The following is a 14,476-nucleotide window of genomic DNA, read 5'->3' as shown; positions in this document are numbered from 1 at the left end:
AACAACCTCTCGGAACGTTGGAAAACGGCTTCCGGCCCCATCCATGATGGACAGGAGCCGACCGCCGGCTTGGGAGTGGGCCGACGGCGCGGGTGTGCCGGGGAGATGCACAGCGCCATGAACGGCGTCCGTATTCCCTCCGCGGCTGTCACCTCTTAGGTCATCGCGTTGTTCCCACGAGCGTTACGCTCAATCCGCGTGGCCCGAGTCACACCCCGTAAGCGTTCAAAATCGGCCAGACACGGATAAACAAGGTCACCAGTGAGTACAACCTGACCGCACCGGGAGGCTCAGCCTCTCATCACACCGTCGGACCCCGCGGAATCACAGGGATTCCGCGGGGTCCGGTGCCGGCGAACCGGCCGATCACTGCCATAGGAGGGGTCTGGCGTGCCCGGCCCGCGCCGTTGCGGCGGAACGTGGTCAGTGCTCGCGCGGGGCGGGCACCACACGTTCCACCTCGGGGTGGACGGTCAGAAGTTGGCGCATGGCGGCCTCGGCCGCCGCGCCGTCCCCCGTGGCGAGGGCGTCGACGATCCTGCCGTGCTGCGCCAGCGAGACGTCGTTCGGCCGGTCACAGCCCGTGACCGGGCCGCCGGAGACGTGGAGGGCGGCGGAGACGATCCCGGAGAGGTGATCCAGCATGCGGTTGCCGCCGATCTGGATGAGCAGCGAGTGGAACTCGGCGTCGGCGCGCGAGAAGGTGAGCGCGTCACCCTGCCCCATGGCGTGACCCATGATCCCGACCATGTCGGACAGACGCTGCTGGACGTCCTCACGCCCGTGCCCGGCGGCGAGGCGCGCGGCGAGGGGCTCGATCGTCCAGCGCAGTTCGCTGAGCTCGCGGCGCTGGTCGTCGCGCTGCGGCCCGAACGCACGCCATTCGATGATGTCCGGGTCGAGGAGGTTCCAGTCGCTGACGGGACGCACGCGCGTGCCGACATTCGGGCGGGCGCTGACCAGCCCCTTGGCTTCCAGGACGCGGAGGGACTCACGGACGACGGTGCGGGACACCTCGAAACGCTGGCCGATCTCCTCGGGCACCAGCGGGCGGTCGGCGCCCAGGTCGCCCGAAACGATCATCTGGCCCAGCTGCTGGACGAGTTGCCCGTGCAGTCCGCGGCCACGGCTGCCCGCGGTGCGCCGACCCACGCGGCCCAGCTCGGGCTCCACCCCTTCCCAGGCAGGCACCCCGACGCGGTCGACGGCGGGCGCCTCGGCGTAGGGGTAGCGGTCGAGTTCGCCCGGGTTCGCGAGGCCGGAGTCGGCGGAGCGGGCGGCGGTCATCATGGTGTGCGCAAGGGTACTCACGCATCCTTTGTCGGCGCCGTCCTCAACTCCCTTGAGGTCTTTGGTGAAAAGCACACGAAAGGGTGATCGCTCACCCCGTCGCAATTGACGCCTTATCGGAAAGAAATGGGCTTTCCCCGGGGAGTTGCGCACACGGTCGGAACGGAAGGGTGAGGCGGAGGTCATCGGGCCCTGCTGCGCAGGGTCATGAGCAGGTATGCGCAGAGCAGAGCGGTCAGCGACAACGTCAGCGCGCTGCCGACGGGTTGGACGATCATGCGCAGCACCTCGGCCAGATACCGCTCACCACCGAACGGCCACTGCGTCAGGAGGACCTCGCGCACCCTCATCGGGAAACCGGCGGCGGTCCGCACGGACGGGCCCGCCCAGACCCTTTGTACGAGCGGTACGACGAGGACGGGGACGGCGACCACCGCGGCGAGCCCGGCCGTGGTGGAGCGGAAGACGCCCGCGGCAAGCACACCGGACCAGGCGCATCCGACGACGAGCCCGAGCCAACCAGCGGTCAGCGCGGGCCAGTCGGCGGGAACCCTCGCGACCTCCTGTCCGTAGAACAGATGAAGCACTTCGGCGTCGCAACCGACCGTCAGGGCGGCCAGCACCAGCGCGGTGGCCGCGGATACGAGGAGTTTGGCGGCCAGCAGCCCCATACGGCGGGGCACGGTGCCGCGGTCCGCCGCCAAAGCGGGATGACGGAACTCGTCACCGAAGGAGAGCGCACCGAGCAGCCCCGCCCCGAGCGCCGCGGGCGGCAGCGGCAGTTCCCGTGGCCACGCGGCCAGGAGACGTGGCTGCGGGGTATGCCCGACGCGCGCCAGGACCACGGCGGTGACGGCGGACACGACGAGTACGACGGCGCCGGTGACGAACCCGGTGCTGATGCCGACCGCACGGCGGAGTTCGTAGCGGAGTGGGCTGAGGGGGCTGGGGGCGGAGCGGACGGAGATGGGAGGCGGAAGCGAGGACGCCGCCTTCCGGGTGTCCGCTGCGGCGGGGGTGAGGGCGGTGTACGGGCGCGGTGTGCGCCGGGGGGCGGCGAGGGCGGGTGGGATGTGGGCGGAGTCGGCCCCGGAGGGGCTGGCGGGGCTGGCGGGGCTGGGAGCGTCGCCGGGCGGTGCGGGCGCGCTCCGGAGCGCGGGCGCGGGTGTGGCTCCGGGCGCGGGGGCGTCCCCGGAAGCAGAGGCGTCTCTGGTCACAGGGGCAGCGTCCGGAGCAGAACCATGCCCAGGCACGGGCGCACCATCTGACGCAGCAGCACCGTCAGCCACGGGTCCGTCGTCGGGAGTACGAGCGTCTGCGGGCCCGGCGGGGGACGGTTGTGGTCCCCCGGGCTGCGAGCTGTCGTCGTCTGAGGGGGAGCGGGAGCGGTTCGGGCCGGCTCCGCCGGAGGCGGTCGCGGTCGCGGCCGGGGGCGGCGGGTCGGCGAGGGTCAGGCGAGGGGCGGTCGGGTTCCCCTTGTCGGACGCCCGGCTGTCTTCGGCACCCTGCTGCCGGGCCGCGGGCACCACGCCCGCCCCGGGGCCCATGTCACCGATCTCGTCGGCCAGTTGGTGTACGAGGATCCCGTGACGGAATGCGGTTTCACCGATGTCGGCACACGTACTGCCGTACACCGCGAGGCGGTTGCCGCCTTCGCGTACGACCTCGACGGAACGGCGGGCCGCGCGCGCCTCTTTGGTCAGCAGGGCGGCGAGTCGGGCGGCGTGCGGGCTGCGGACCGCGACGCGGGGGCGCAGGCGGGTACGGGAGAAGTCCGCCACCTCCTGATCGGCGACGACTCTGCCCTTTTCGAGCGTGACGACGTGATCGGCGGTACGCGCGGCCTCCTTGGGATCCGCCGTACTGAACAGGACGGTGCCGCCCTGGGCGGCATGGGCACGCAGCGTGTCGTGGAGGCGACGGGCCTCATGCGCGGACAGCGCTCCCGCGGGGTCGTCGAGCACCAGGGTGTGCGGATCGGGAAGCAAAGCACAGGCCAGTCCGAGGCGTCGGTCCATACCGCGGGAAAGGGTGCCGAGGCGCTCGCCGCGCAGGCCCACGAGTTCGGCCGACTCCAGGACTTCGTCGGCCCGCCGGACGGGAACCCCGGCCGCCGCGCACAGCATGCGGAGATGACCGCGAACCGTGCGGGCCGGGTGCCCCGGCACATCTCCCAGCAAGACTCCGACCTCGCGTGAGGGGTGGGCGATGCGGTGCAGGGGCCGGCCTCTGAAGTAGGTGAGACCACGGCCGTGCTGGAGTTCGAGCATGAGTCTGAGCGCCGTCGTCTTGCCGGCGCCCGCTGCTCCGAGCAGTGCGGTGACGTGGCCCGCGCGCGCCTCGAAGGAGACGTCGTCGACGGCGGGCGGAAGCTCCTTGCGGGGATTGCTGGTCAGTCCGAAGGCCTGGATCACCCGTAGCAAGATAGCGTGCCATATCCGGATTTTCCGGCATGTCAAGGCCTGCCGGACACGAGGTGACGGGCCCCCTCGATCCCTTGTTCGCCGTTCGCTCCGGGGTCCTGCCCGGGCTCGCCGTCACACCTCGGGGCGCAGCATCGGGGGGTTGAGGAGAGTCGCGCCGCCGGCCCGGAAGAGCTGAGCGGGACGGCCGCCCTGGCGGGTGGTCGTGCCGCCGGTGGGGACGAGGAAGCCCGGCGTGCCCGTCACCTTGCGGTGGAAGTTGCGCGGGTCGAGCGCCACGCTCCACACCGCCTCGTAGACGCGCCGCAGCTCGCCGACGGTGAACTCGGGCGGACAGAACGCGGTGGCCAGCGACGAGTACTCGATCTTGGAGCGGGCTCGCTCCACCCCGTCCGCCAGGATCTGGGCGTGGTCGAAGGCGAGCGGCGCCACCGGCTCGCCGTCATGGCCGTAACCAGCCTGCTCCAGCAGTTCCTCGACCGGCGCCCAGCGCGCGTTGCTGGCGTCGCCGCCCGCTCTTGGTGCGGGCAGGTCGGGAGCGAGCGCGAGATGGGCGACGCTGACCACGCGCATCCGGGGGTCGCGCTCGGGATCGCCGTACGTCGCGAGCTGCTCAAGGTGGGCACCGTTGTCCTGGGTGGGTGCGACCGGATCGTGGACGCACAGTCCCGTCTCCTCGGCCAGCTCCCGCGCCGCCGCCTGCGCCAGATCCTCGTCGGCCCGTACGAAACCGCCGGGCAGGGCCCAGCGACCCTGAAACGGCGGCTCGCCCCTGCGCACCGCCAGCGCGCACAGGGAGTGGCGGCGAACGGTCAGCACGACCAGGTCCACAGTGACGGCGAAGGGCGGAAAGGCTGACGGGTCGTAGGGCATGCGGCGATCATAGTCGTCTTCCTGACGATAAACACTCCCTTCGTCACCGCTTCGTCGGCTGGTCCACTTCGCTGGGGCCCGCGTCTCACCGTCCGTTCCCCGGATGCCGTGCGAGGCCACGTACTGCCAGGTCAGGCTCCTAGTTGCAGCCCGTCGGCGGCCTCTTCGACCATGGCCAGACCGAGTCGGCTGACCCGGACCGAGAACGGCGCTCCGGCGACCCGCAGCCCCGTGAGTCCGAGCTCCCCCAGAGGCGCGTCGCGTACGGGACGCAGGGTGACGGTCTTGGCCGGGGCGTCGGGGCGGATGCCCGCGAGCGTGGTCAGCAGCAGCACCCCGGCGGCAGCCGCGGTGGCGGCGGGACGGCAGGCCGCCGGGTGCGGCAGGGGCGCGCCCGCGTCGGTGTGTTGCTCGCCCGCGTACATCTCCGGCAGGCGGTGGCCGAAGGTGCCCGCCGCGGCCACTACGCCGCGCAGCAGCGAGCCCGCCTCCTTCTCGTGACCGGCAGCGGCCAGACCCGCCACCGCGATCGCCGTCTCCTGGACCCGTACCGCCCCGGCGCGATGTCCGAACGGGTTGTATCCCGCTTCCTTCTCCGCCAGTCCGCGCAGACCCCAGCCCGAGTCCATGGCCGGATTGCCCAGCAGCCGGGCGAGTCGACCGGTCTGCGCCGGGTCGAGCAGGCCCGGAGCCGGGGCGCCCCCACCGAGCAGCCCGGTGTCGAGGAGGTGAGCCGCTGCCGCGCTCAGGTGCGGCACGAGGCGTCCGTCCGGGGCCCGTGCCGCCGCGGGCCGTCCGCCTGCCCGGTCGTCGATCCAGAAGTCCCGCTGGAACGCCGTCCGCAGCCGCCGGGCCCACTGCCGCAGTCCGTCACCGCCCGGCCTGCCGAAGTCATCGAGCAGCTCGGCGCCGAGCAGCGCGGCGCGGTGGGCGTGAGCCTGGGTCTCGCATCGGACGGGGCCGTCCGGGTGCGGATCGGGTACGTACGTTCCGTCTCCGGCGGTGGTGCGCAGCCAGGCCAGACACCGCTCGACCGTCGGCATCAGCTCCTGCGTCTCGTGTTCGCGAAGCCCCCAGCGGCGGGCTTCCGCGAGGAGCACGGGAAAGAGCAGGGTCGCCTCGGTGCCGGTGCAGCCCGGCGGCAGGTGCGGACCGGTGTCACGTCTGGGTCCGGGGATCAGGCCGGACCGCGGACCGGGGCCGCGGTGCTGGGTGCGGGCGAGGGCGCGCAGCGTACCGGCGGCCAGCCGGGTGCCGAGAGGAAGTGTCATCCGGGCGGCGGCGAGAGCCTCGGCGGGGGCCAGGCCGCAGCGCCAGGGGACGCCCGCCGCGAGATGGACGTCGGCGGGATGCGCGGGATCGCGCAGCAGCAGGGCTCTGAGGTCCTCGATGCTGGTCTTCAGGAGGGCGGGGACTGCGGGGTCGTCGCCGGTGGCGTGCGCGGAGGCCAGCGGGTCGGCCGCCGTGCGGCCCACCGCCCGGAGCGGGCCCGCGCCGTCCGGTCGTACACGCAGTTCGAGGCTCGTGCTGCCGCCCGGAGGCAGCAGCAACTCCCACCGCAGCAGTCCGGCGGAGGCCAGTGCGTCGGCGGGCGGCGGGACGGCCGTGACCGACGCACTGCCCGCGGCGCCGGACCACCGCAGGCCGGAGTCGTGGACACTGGCCGACAGGGCGGGGCCCGCGCGGCCGGCGGCGATCGATCCCAGGTCGGCCAGGTCCGTGCCGAGGGCCACCTCGACCGGCAGCCGCAGTGGGTGGGCTGCCCAACTGCGCAGCGTGATCCGCTCCGTACCGTCGGCGTCCCGGGTCCGCTCGATCATGACGTCCGGGTCCGGCCCAGGCGCGGACGACGTCCGAATCGTCCCCACGAACCGGGCACGGTGGGCGCTTGCCATCCGGGCCTGCGACGGGAGGGGCTCACGCCCGGCCACGCGAAGGCGGCACCGGGAGAGCAGGCGTCGGCCCGCGCGGTAGAACCCCTCCAGCCCCAGGCCGGTCAGCTGCCCCTGTTCCGTGGAGATCACGAGGCCGGGGAGGGCCACGCCGATCATGGTCCTGTGAGCGGGCGGCAGGTCCCCGGATCTGTGGGGCGGCGTCGCGGACGGCGCACTCCGAGGAGTCACCGGCTCCGCACCCGACCACGCCGACGAGAGGGGCGCCCCCGGCCGGGGGCGGACCGTCGGCGGGCCGAGGTTCTGTCCCTGCCCCGAGCCGCGCTTCCCGGCATGCGCCAAGGAGACGGCAAGGGGCGGCAGCGTGGTCCTCCGTCCGGCGGCAGAGGTGTCCGGGGCGGCGAAGGGCGGGGTCGGCTGGTGCATGGGAGGGCTTCCTCTTCGCTCGGTGCGCCTCTGGCGGAACGGCGCCGTGTGGGGTCCGACCGGACGGCTGCGGTGCGGTGACCCGACCGGTTCGGGCGTTCCGCCACTCAGGTGAACGGAGCGGGTGTCCTTCGGGTCACGCTTGCGGCGGGGATGCCCGGCAGATGAGCGTGCGGGGCCGCGGACCGCCTCCCCCACCCCTGTCCTCCGGTACCTGCCGACCGGCCACGACGGCAGAAAGCAGCAGAGCTCGGTGCCGTATGGCGCCCCGTCGCTGACCGACGTCCGGCCTTTCCCCGGCAGTCACCTCTGACCCGAGGGACCCCGCTTTCAGGCTCGGTCTTCGCCCCCTTCAGTCCCGTGCTCTCCCGCACTTGCCCCTTCCGCGCAGGTCGCCTTCCGGCCCGTGGCCTCTGTCCCCGAGGCGCGCGACCGCGTTCGGACCGTCCGTGCGCCGCCCGGGCGTTCGCCACCCGCCGGAGTGCGGGGACGCCCGATCCTCCCGCCCGGCTCACGGCCCTGCGCCCTCGCACGGCGACGGACCCCATCGGCCGGGACGGCGGAGCGCGTGCGGCGCCGGCGGCCGGGCGGCGCCTGCGGAGCGGACGAGGGCTCGTCCGGCCGGCGTTTCGCGGGCCCGCCGGGCTGCTCTCCCCCGTCCGCGGCGCCGTCTCCCCTGCCTCCACGGCCCCCGCGCTCCGCTCGCAGGCAGCGGCGGACCGACTCGGGATCGAGGCCCTCGTTGCACGCCTGGTGCAGGAGCCGGGCGAAGAGGTAGTCGGGATCTGCGCCGAGTGCCATGGCCAGAGCCTCCCGGGCCTCCAGTTCATCACCGGCGGACCATGCGACCCATCCCGCGAGCGTGAGGGGCGCGGCCGCGTGTTCGCCGTAGGAGCGGACGCAGCGACGGGCCAGGGCCCGCCAGAGACGCAACGCGGGTCCCGCCTCGTCACCCTCCATCCACTCCGCCGCACGGTCACGGGTCGTACGGTCCTGGAGGCCGAGGATCAGGGCCGCCGCCTCGTCGTGCCCGAGCAGTTGGTCGTCGCGCAGATCCTCGGCGGGCATGCCGGACACGGGCGGGGCGTCGGTGAGGCGTCGCATGACCCGCCGCGCCAGATCCAGCGTCTCCTCGGCCACGTCCGAACGCCCGGCTTCATCGAGGATCCTGGAGACCACTGTCACGGCGGCCGCGTCCAGGGCCGCCTCCTGTTCGAGGGCCGCGGCGTTCTCCCGGGGCAGCAACCTGGCCCGCAGCTCGCTCAGCGAACCGCGTACCTGGATACCGGCGTAGGTGGCCGCCGCGGCCAGCACGGACGTGCCCGGCAGCCCCATGGGCACCCCCTCCGCCGGGCAGCAGGCTTCCTCGTCGCAGCAGTACGACCAGAAGCGGCCCGCCGAGATGCACAGCGCCTCGACGACCGGTACGTCGAGGGCACCGCACTCGACGCGCAGCTTCTGGGCCAGCGGCCGCAGCCGCTCCATCACCTCCCGGCCGGTCTCGCCCTGCGCCGGTTCCTGGCAGAGGTAGGCGACCATCTGCTCGGGCCTCACGCCTCGGCGCTCGCTGCCGGTCACCAGGCCGTGGACCAGCTGTCCGGCGGCGCCTGTCCAGTCGTCCGCGTTCGCGGGAATGCCGAGCCGGGCCCGGCCGCCGAAACGGCCCCGCCCGTCCCTGTCGCGCAGGGCGACCAGGACGATGCTGTCCTCGGGGCGGTACCCGAGCAGGTACGGCAGGGCGTCGGCCAACTCGGCGGGGGTGCGCAGGGTGACCTGGTGCTCGTCGCCGGGGCCGTCGTACCGGGTGCGGGCCGTCCGGCCGGGCTTCACGGGGCCCGGGATGTCGCCGTTCTCTGAGGATCCAGTCGTTTCGCTGTGGTTCGTCATGGCCCGACGATCTCGCGGATGGAGAAGTTCCGCTTTGCCCTGTGGATAACTCCCATCAGGAACACGTCACCTGGCGGCGCCCGGCGACCGCGCCGTCCCGCCCCACCGCCCGGCTGTCAGTCCCGTCCTGTTGTATGGAACGCATGGAGCACACGAGCAACGCGGATCTCCGGACAGCCGCCGACACGGTCCTCGCCCGCCTCGTCGGGGACGCCTCCGGCGCGGCCCGGCTGCGGGAGGACCAGTGGCGGGCGATCGAGGCGCTGGTCGCCGACCGGCGCCGGGCCCTGGTCGTCCAGCGCACGGGATGGGGCAAGTCCGCGGTCTACTTCGTGGCGACCGCGCTGCTCCGTGACCGGGGAGCCGGGCCCACGGTGATCGTCTCCCCGCTGCTCGCGCTGATGCGCAACCAGGTCGAGGCCGCCGCACGGGCCGGCATCCGCGCCCGGACCATCAACTCCTCCAACACCGAGGAGTGGGACGCGGTCCAGGACGAGATCGCCGCGGGCGAGGTCGACGTACTGCTGGTGAGTCCCGAGCGGCTCAACAACCCGGACTTCCGCGATCAGGTCCTGCCCAAGCTCTCCGCCGCGACCGGGCTGCTCGTGGTGGACGAGGCCCACTGCATCTCCGACTGGGGTCACGACTTCCGCCCGGACTACCGGCGGCTGCGCACGATGCTCGCCGATCTCCCACCTGGTGTGCCCGTCCTGGCGACCACGGCCACCGCCAACGCGCGCGTGACCGCCGACGTGGCGGAGCAGCTCGGCACCGGCGGTGCGTCGGACGCGCTGGTGCTGCGCGGCCCGCTGGACCGGGAGAGCCTCAGCCTGGGCGTGCTGCGGCTGTCCGACGCCGCGCACCGGTTGGCCTGGCTCGCCGACCACCTCCACCGGCTCCCGGGCTCCGGGATCATCTACACGCTCACCGTGGCCGCCGCCGAGGAGGTCACCGCCTTCCTGCGGCAGCGCGGCCACACCGTCGCCTCCTACACCGGCAAGACCGAGAACGCGGACCGGCAGCAGGCCGAGGACGACCTGCTCGCCAACCGGGTCAAGGCACTGGTCGCCACTTCGGCGCTCGGCATGGGATTCGACAAGCCCGACCTCGGTTTCGTGGTGCACCTGGGTTCGCCCTCCTCTCCCATCGCGTACTACCAGCAGGTCGGCCGTGCCGGACGCGGTGTCGAGCATGCCGAGGTGCTCCTTCTGCCGGGGAAGGAGGACGAGGCGATCTGGGAGTACTTCGCCTCGCTGGCCTTCCCGTCGGAGGACTTGGTGCGCCGCACGCTCGACATCCTCGCGGGCGCGGAGCGTCCCCTGTCCCTGCCCGCTCTGGAGCCCCTCGTGGAGCTGCGCCGCTCCCGCCTGGAGACCATGCTCAAGGTCCTCGACGTGGACGGCGCGGTCAAGCGCGTCAAGGGCGGCTGGATCGCGACCGGGCAGCCGTGGACGTACGACGCGGAGCGGTACGACTGGGTCGCGCGGCAGCGGAAGGCCGAGCAGCAGGCGATGCGCGACTACGCCTCGACGACGGACTGCCGGATGGAGTTCCTGCAACGCCAGCTGGACGACGAGGGGGCCAAGCCCTGCGGCCACTGCGACAATTGTGCGGGCCCGCGCTTCACCGCGGACACCTCCACCGACGCCCTCGACGCCGCGCGGGTCGATCTGGGCCGGGCCGGCGTCGAAGTGGAGCCCCGCCGCATGTGGCCGACCGGGCTTCCGGCCATCGGCGTCGAACTGAAGGGGCGCATTCCGGCCGGGGAACAGGCCGAGCCTGGCCGGGCGTTGGGCCGGCTGTCCGACATCGGCTGGGGCAACCGGTTGCGACCGATGCTCTCGGCCCAGGCTCCGGACGGCCCCGTGCCGGACGATGTCGCGAAAGCCGTCGTCGCCGTGCTCGTCGACTGGGCGAAGGGGCCCGGCGGCTGGGCCTCGGGCGCGGCCGACGGCCGGCCACGTCCCGTCGGGGTGGTGACCATCGCCTCGCGCACCCGGCCCCAGCTGATCCACTCTCTCGGCGCGCGCATCGCCGAGGTCGGCCGGCTGCCGCTGCTCGGTTCGGTCGAGTACACGGGCGAGGCGCCCAGGGCGTCCCGCAGCAACAGCGCGCAGCGACTCAAGGCACTCGACGGCACGCTGACGGTGCCGTCCGCCCTCGCCACCACGCTCACCGGACTTGAGGGTCCGGTTCTGCTCGTGGACGACCGCACCGAGACCGGCTGGACCCTCGCGGTGGCGGCCCGGCTGCTCCGCCGCGCCGGCGCCCGGGGGGTGTTGCCACTGGTCCTGGCCGTGCAAGGCTGATCGCCCGCCGCGGCGCACGTCGTCGGACCCAAGCTCCGCGCGGCTGCGGGTGGGGCGCCCCGTGCGTCACCCGGGTGCGCTCTGGGTAGGGATATAGGACGCGCATCATCCGATAACGGTCGTCGGTCCCAATTGCTCGTTGCCGCAACCAAGTTCGACAGGAAGAATTGAAGTCCGCTCCCCGCACGGCTCGTCCGTGATCCGGCAGGGCTTCACTGCGGTGCGCGCTCCCCCGAATCCGACCCCGCCCGCAGTGCGGGCGCGCAGCCGAAGGGAGGAACGTGACCTTCGGATTCGCTCCGTCCTCGGCGGCTTCATTGTCGCCGTCCGCCGCTTCCGCCACTCGCATGCTCGAACCGGCGGAGTGGGCCGCCGCCGGGATCCCGCTGCTGCGCAATCCACGGGAGATCGTCGGCGGACTGCACTCGCGGCACCGCCCCAGGCCGGCGACCGCGATCGTGGCCGTGCTCGATCCGGACGAACGACTGCGTGCGAGCGCCTCGTTCACCAGCCAACGGACCCTGGCCGACGGATGGATGTTCCGCAACGCGCTGCTCGCCCAGCTTCGCCGGGTCATCCCGCACGACCTGCGGCGCCGCACTCCGGTGCGCACCGCTGTGCTGCTCTACTGCCGCGAGGGCGATGCGCGTTGGACGGAGGAGGACGGCGCGTGGATGTGGGGGCTGCGGGACGCGTGCACGTTGCACGGGCTGCGCTGCGGCGCGTACATCACGCTGACCCGTGACGGCTGGCAGGTCCTCGGCGAGGGCCGTGGGGGGCGCCGGCCCAACGCGGCGTCCGCGCCGGAGCCGTTCGCCACGTCGGAGACGTCGCCACCGCCACCGCGCACCGGCGGCGTGGCGTCGGACGTGCTGCGCCGCGCGGCGGCTCGCTGAGCGCCACGGGCGCCGTCCGAACCGGGGTCGCTGCGCGACGTCCAGGTCTGTGAGAGCACCTGGCGACACCCGTACGTCGCCCAGCGGACGTAGCCCGCCCGGGCACGCCCAAGCCGCCACCGTACGGGGGCCGACTCGGCGGCCCCCGTGTCACACCGGCGTCCGCCGCGCACGGCGGAACTGGCTCAGACGCCCGCGCCCAGCACCGAGTTGATCCGCTGCGGGTCACCGCAGACGATCAGCAGAGCGCCGGCCCGGGAATGGGCCACGGACAGGGCGGTGACAGCGGCGGCTTCGGGGCCGCCACTGAGCGCGACCACGACCACGGCCCTCGGCGCGGCACGATCCGCGACGGCGGCGTCCGCGTAGAAGACGTCGTCGCCCGCGTCGTGCTGAGCCCAGTAGGCGGCATCGCCGAAGGACAGTTCGTGGGCGGCCCACGGGTGTGGTTCGCCGGTGGTGATCACCAGCACGTCACCGGGGGCGCGACCCGAGTCCAGCAGCAGGTCCACGGCCTCCTCGGCGGCGTCGAGCGCGCCTTCGGGAGAGGCCGGGATCAACTGGATCTGCGGGGCGGCCGGGGCGGCCGGGGCGGCTGCCGGAGCAGCCGGACCCGACGGGCCGGGTTCGGTCGCGGCCGTGTCACGCGACGCGCGTTGCGCCGGCGGCGCCGGCCGCACGGGACCGGGACGGCCGGGGCGCGGCGGAGCCGCAGGGCGGGGGCCGGGTACGGGGCGAGGGGTCGGCGCGGTACGGCCGCTGGCCGGAGTGGCGCGGGGACCCTGGGCCTGCTCGTGAATCTGAGGCTCCTCGGGAATGAGAGGCATGAGCTGATATTTATCAAACGTTGGTGCGGCTCGCGTCGGCGGGTGGCACATGCCTGCGAGCGGAACCGTCAGAAATCGAATCCGAGCTGGCCCTCGATTTCCGGAACGCTTCCGTCCACCCAACTGCGGACCTTCTTGAGGTGCCGCCACTGGGGCAGCGCATCAAGATACGCCCACGACAACCGGTGGTGCGGGGTGGGTCCCCGTTCCTCCAGTGCGGCCTTGTGCACGGGCGACGGATACCCGGCGTTGTCCGCGAAACCGAAGTCTGCATGGTCGATACCCAGTTCGGCCATCATTTTGTCGCGCTGGACCTTGGCGAGCACCGATGCGGCCGCGACGGCCACGCAGGACTGGTCGCCCTTGATCACCGTACGGACCTTCCAAGGCGTCCCGAGGTAGTCGTGCTTGCCGTCGAGGATGACGGCGTCGGGGCGGATCGGCAGGGTCTCCAGGGCGCGCACCGCCGCGAGTCGCAGCGCCGCGGTCATCCCCAGTGCGTCGATCTCCTCCGGAGAGGCGTGCCCCAGGGTGTAGGAGGTCACCCAGGTCCGCAGCTCCGCGGCGAGTTCCGTGCGTCGCTTGATGGTGAGCAGCTTGGAGTCGGTGAGGCCGGCCGGGGGCCGACGCAGTCCGGTGATCGCGGCGCAGACGGTGACCGGCCCGGCCCACGCACCGCGCCCCACCTCGTCGACACCGGCAATGATCTTCGCTCCGGTCGTGGCGCGGAGAGAGCGCTCGACGGTGTGAGTAGGTGGTTCGTACGGCATGGCGTGATTAGCCTACGCCGCCCCGAACCTCCGGCGACACCCCGGTTCCCCAAACGGGACCAGAGCGCGTGCGGCCGGGAGTCAGACGCCGTCGGGCCGCAGCAGCGGAACCATCAGCTGGTCGATCATTTCCTCGATCTCCTGGTCCGTCCATTCACTTCCACAAATCTTCGAGCGGTACATCATCATTGCCGGGATGGCATCGAAGACGTATCCGTTCGCCGCGTCGCTCCGGACCTCTCCCCGCTCTATTCCGCGGCTGATGACCTCGCGGAGCATCATGAGAGTCGGCTCGACCACCCCCTTGAGGATCACCGCGTGGAAACGCTCCGCCTGCATGCTGTCGCATTCGTGAATCACCGATCGCAAGGCAAAACCAGGGCGGGAGAACATCGCGTCGCGCGCCCTCCGGCACAGCGCCAGGAGGTCCTCGCGCACGCTCCCGAGGTCGGGCACCGTGTCGAAACGCGGCAGCCCGGACCTGAGCGCGTCCGCGACGAGGTCCTCCTTGGACGGCCAGCGGCGATAGACCGCAGCCTTGCCGGTCTGGGCTCCGGCGGCCACACCCTCCATCGTCAGGCCGTTCCATCCGACGGTGCCGAGCTGGTCCAGCGCGGCGTCGAGGATCGCGCGTTCGAGAACCGCGCCACGCCTGCGGGAGGGCGTCCGGGCGGAGGCGGCCGCCCAGTGCGAAGCAACCATGTCGAGGGTCTCCAGGAGCGGGGAAAGTGGTTTTCGGGGTCAGGGAGCTGCCGCGCGGACACAACGGGGGACGACGCGCACGGCGGCACAACAAGTGAACGCTTGCGTTCACTGTCGGGGAGTTACTAACGTTGAAGCAACAGTGAACGCAAGCGTTCACTAAGTCAGTCGTGGGGGACAC

Annotated in this window: 10 protein-coding genes; 2 read left to right on the top strand and 8 right to left on the bottom strand. The window is 72.6% G+C overall.

Annotated features, from left to right (window positions below):
- Positions 1 to 423: 423 nt before the first annotated feature.
- The 5 genes from whiH to ACFW48_RS21625 all read right to left on the bottom strand — a co-directional run bounded on the left by whiH (position 424) and on the right by ACFW48_RS21625 (position 8,791).
- Positions 424 to 1,311 carry a sporulation transcriptional regulator WhiH gene (gene whiH, locus ACFW48_RS21645; protein ID WP_386316902.1) on the bottom strand — a complete coding sequence of 296 codons (888 nt, stop codon included), beginning with the start codon at positions 1,309 to 1,311 and terminating at the stop codon, positions 424 to 426.
- 161 nt (positions 1,312 to 1,472) lie between these two features.
- Complete coding sequence (locus tag ACFW48_RS21640; RefSeq protein ID WP_386316900.1) at positions 1,473 to 3,704, bottom strand: ATP-binding cassette domain-containing protein; 2,232 nt, start codon at positions 3,702 to 3,704, stop codon at positions 1,473 to 1,475.
- Positions 3,705 to 3,827: 123 nt separating this feature from the next.
- The gene (locus ACFW48_RS21635) at positions 3,828 to 4,586 is read right to left on the bottom strand and encodes an NUDIX domain-containing protein (protein WP_375919975.1); all 759 of its coding nucleotides are present in this window, start codon (positions 4,584 to 4,586) and stop codon (positions 3,828 to 3,830) included.
- 131 nt (positions 4,587 to 4,717) lie between these two features.
- Entirely contained in the window at positions 4,718 to 6,637 is a 1,920-nt protein-coding gene (locus ACFW48_RS21630; protein WP_386316898.1) for a glycogen debranching N-terminal domain-containing protein, read from the bottom strand.
- A gap of 597 nt (positions 6,638 to 7,234) precedes the next feature.
- Positions 7,235 to 8,791 (bottom strand): DUF4192 domain-containing protein, encoded by a 1,557-nt coding sequence (locus ACFW48_RS21625; RefSeq protein WP_386316896.1) that lies wholly within the window; start codon positions 8,789 to 8,791, stop codon positions 7,235 to 7,237.
- A 143-nt stretch (positions 8,792 to 8,934) separates the two neighbouring features.
- Between ACFW48_RS21625 and ACFW48_RS21620 the strand changes: the two genes are divergently transcribed.
- Entirely contained in the window at positions 8,935 to 11,100 is a 2,166-nt protein-coding gene (locus tag ACFW48_RS21620) for a RecQ family ATP-dependent DNA helicase (RefSeq protein ID WP_386316894.1), read from the top strand.
- A 281-nt stretch (positions 11,101 to 11,381) separates the two neighbouring features.
- On the top strand, positions 11,382 to 11,996 hold the full coding sequence (locus ACFW48_RS21615) for a hypothetical protein (protein WP_386316892.1): 615 nt from the start codon (positions 11,382 to 11,384) through the stop codon (positions 11,994 to 11,996).
- Positions 11,997 to 12,181: 185 nt separating this feature from the next.
- Here ACFW48_RS21615 and ACFW48_RS21610 read toward each other — a convergent pair whose 3' ends face one another.
- The 3 genes from ACFW48_RS21610 to ACFW48_RS21600 all read right to left on the bottom strand — a co-directional run bounded on the left by ACFW48_RS21610 (position 12,182) and on the right by ACFW48_RS21600 (position 14,295).
- On the bottom strand, positions 12,182 to 12,823 hold the full coding sequence (locus tag ACFW48_RS21610) for a hypothetical protein (RefSeq protein ID WP_386316890.1): 642 nt from the start codon (positions 12,821 to 12,823) through the stop codon (positions 12,182 to 12,184).
- A 68-nt stretch (positions 12,824 to 12,891) separates the two neighbouring features.
- Positions 12,892 to 13,593: a ribonuclease HII gene (locus ACFW48_RS21605; RefSeq protein WP_345636522.1), complete on the bottom strand. Its 702-nt coding sequence runs from the start codon at positions 13,591 to 13,593 to the stop codon at positions 12,892 to 12,894.
- A gap of 81 nt (positions 13,594 to 13,674) precedes the next feature.
- Positions 13,675 to 14,295, bottom strand: coding sequence for a TetR/AcrR family transcriptional regulator (locus ACFW48_RS21600; protein ID WP_386316888.1), 621 nt, complete (start codon positions 14,293 to 14,295; stop codon positions 13,675 to 13,677).
- Positions 14,296 to 14,476 lie beyond the last annotated feature (181 nt).

This window comes from Streptomyces sp. NPDC058812 (assembly GCF_042744565.1).
GTDB classification, from domain to species: Bacteria; Actinomycetota; Actinomycetes; order Streptomycetales; family Streptomycetaceae; genus Streptomyces; species Streptomyces thinghirensis.
The sequence above is the reverse complement of the archived record's forward strand: the minus strand, read 5'-3'. Positions and strand labels throughout refer to the sequence as shown.

Excerpts from the sequence above, each read along its gene's own strand:
- ACFW48_RS21635 (WP_375919975.1), bottom strand. The coding sequence starts at position 4,586 with ATGCCCTACGACCCGTCAGCCTTTCCGCCCTTCGCCGTCACTGTGGAC.
- ACFW48_RS21630 (WP_386316898.1), bottom strand. The coding sequence starts at position 6,637 with ATGATCGGCGTGGCCCTCCCCGGCCTCGTGATCTCCACGGAACAGGGG.
- ACFW48_RS21625 (WP_386316896.1), bottom strand. The coding sequence starts at position 8,791 with ATGACGAACCACAGCGAAACGACTGGATCCTCAGAGAACGGCGACATC.
- ACFW48_RS21620 (WP_386316894.1), top strand. The coding sequence starts at position 8,935 with ATGGAGCACACGAGCAACGCGGATCTCCGGACAGCCGCCGACACGGTC.
- ACFW48_RS21610 (WP_386316890.1), bottom strand. The coding sequence starts at position 12,823 with ATGCCTCTCATTCCCGAGGAGCCTCAGATTCACGAGCAGGCCCAGGGT.
- ACFW48_RS21605 (WP_345636522.1), bottom strand. The coding sequence starts at position 13,593 with ATGCCGTACGAACCACCTACTCACACCGTCGAGCGCTCTCTCCGCGCC.
- ACFW48_RS21600 (WP_386316888.1), bottom strand. The coding sequence starts at position 14,295 with ATGGTTGCTTCGCACTGGGCGGCCGCCTCCGCCCGGACGCCCTCCCGC.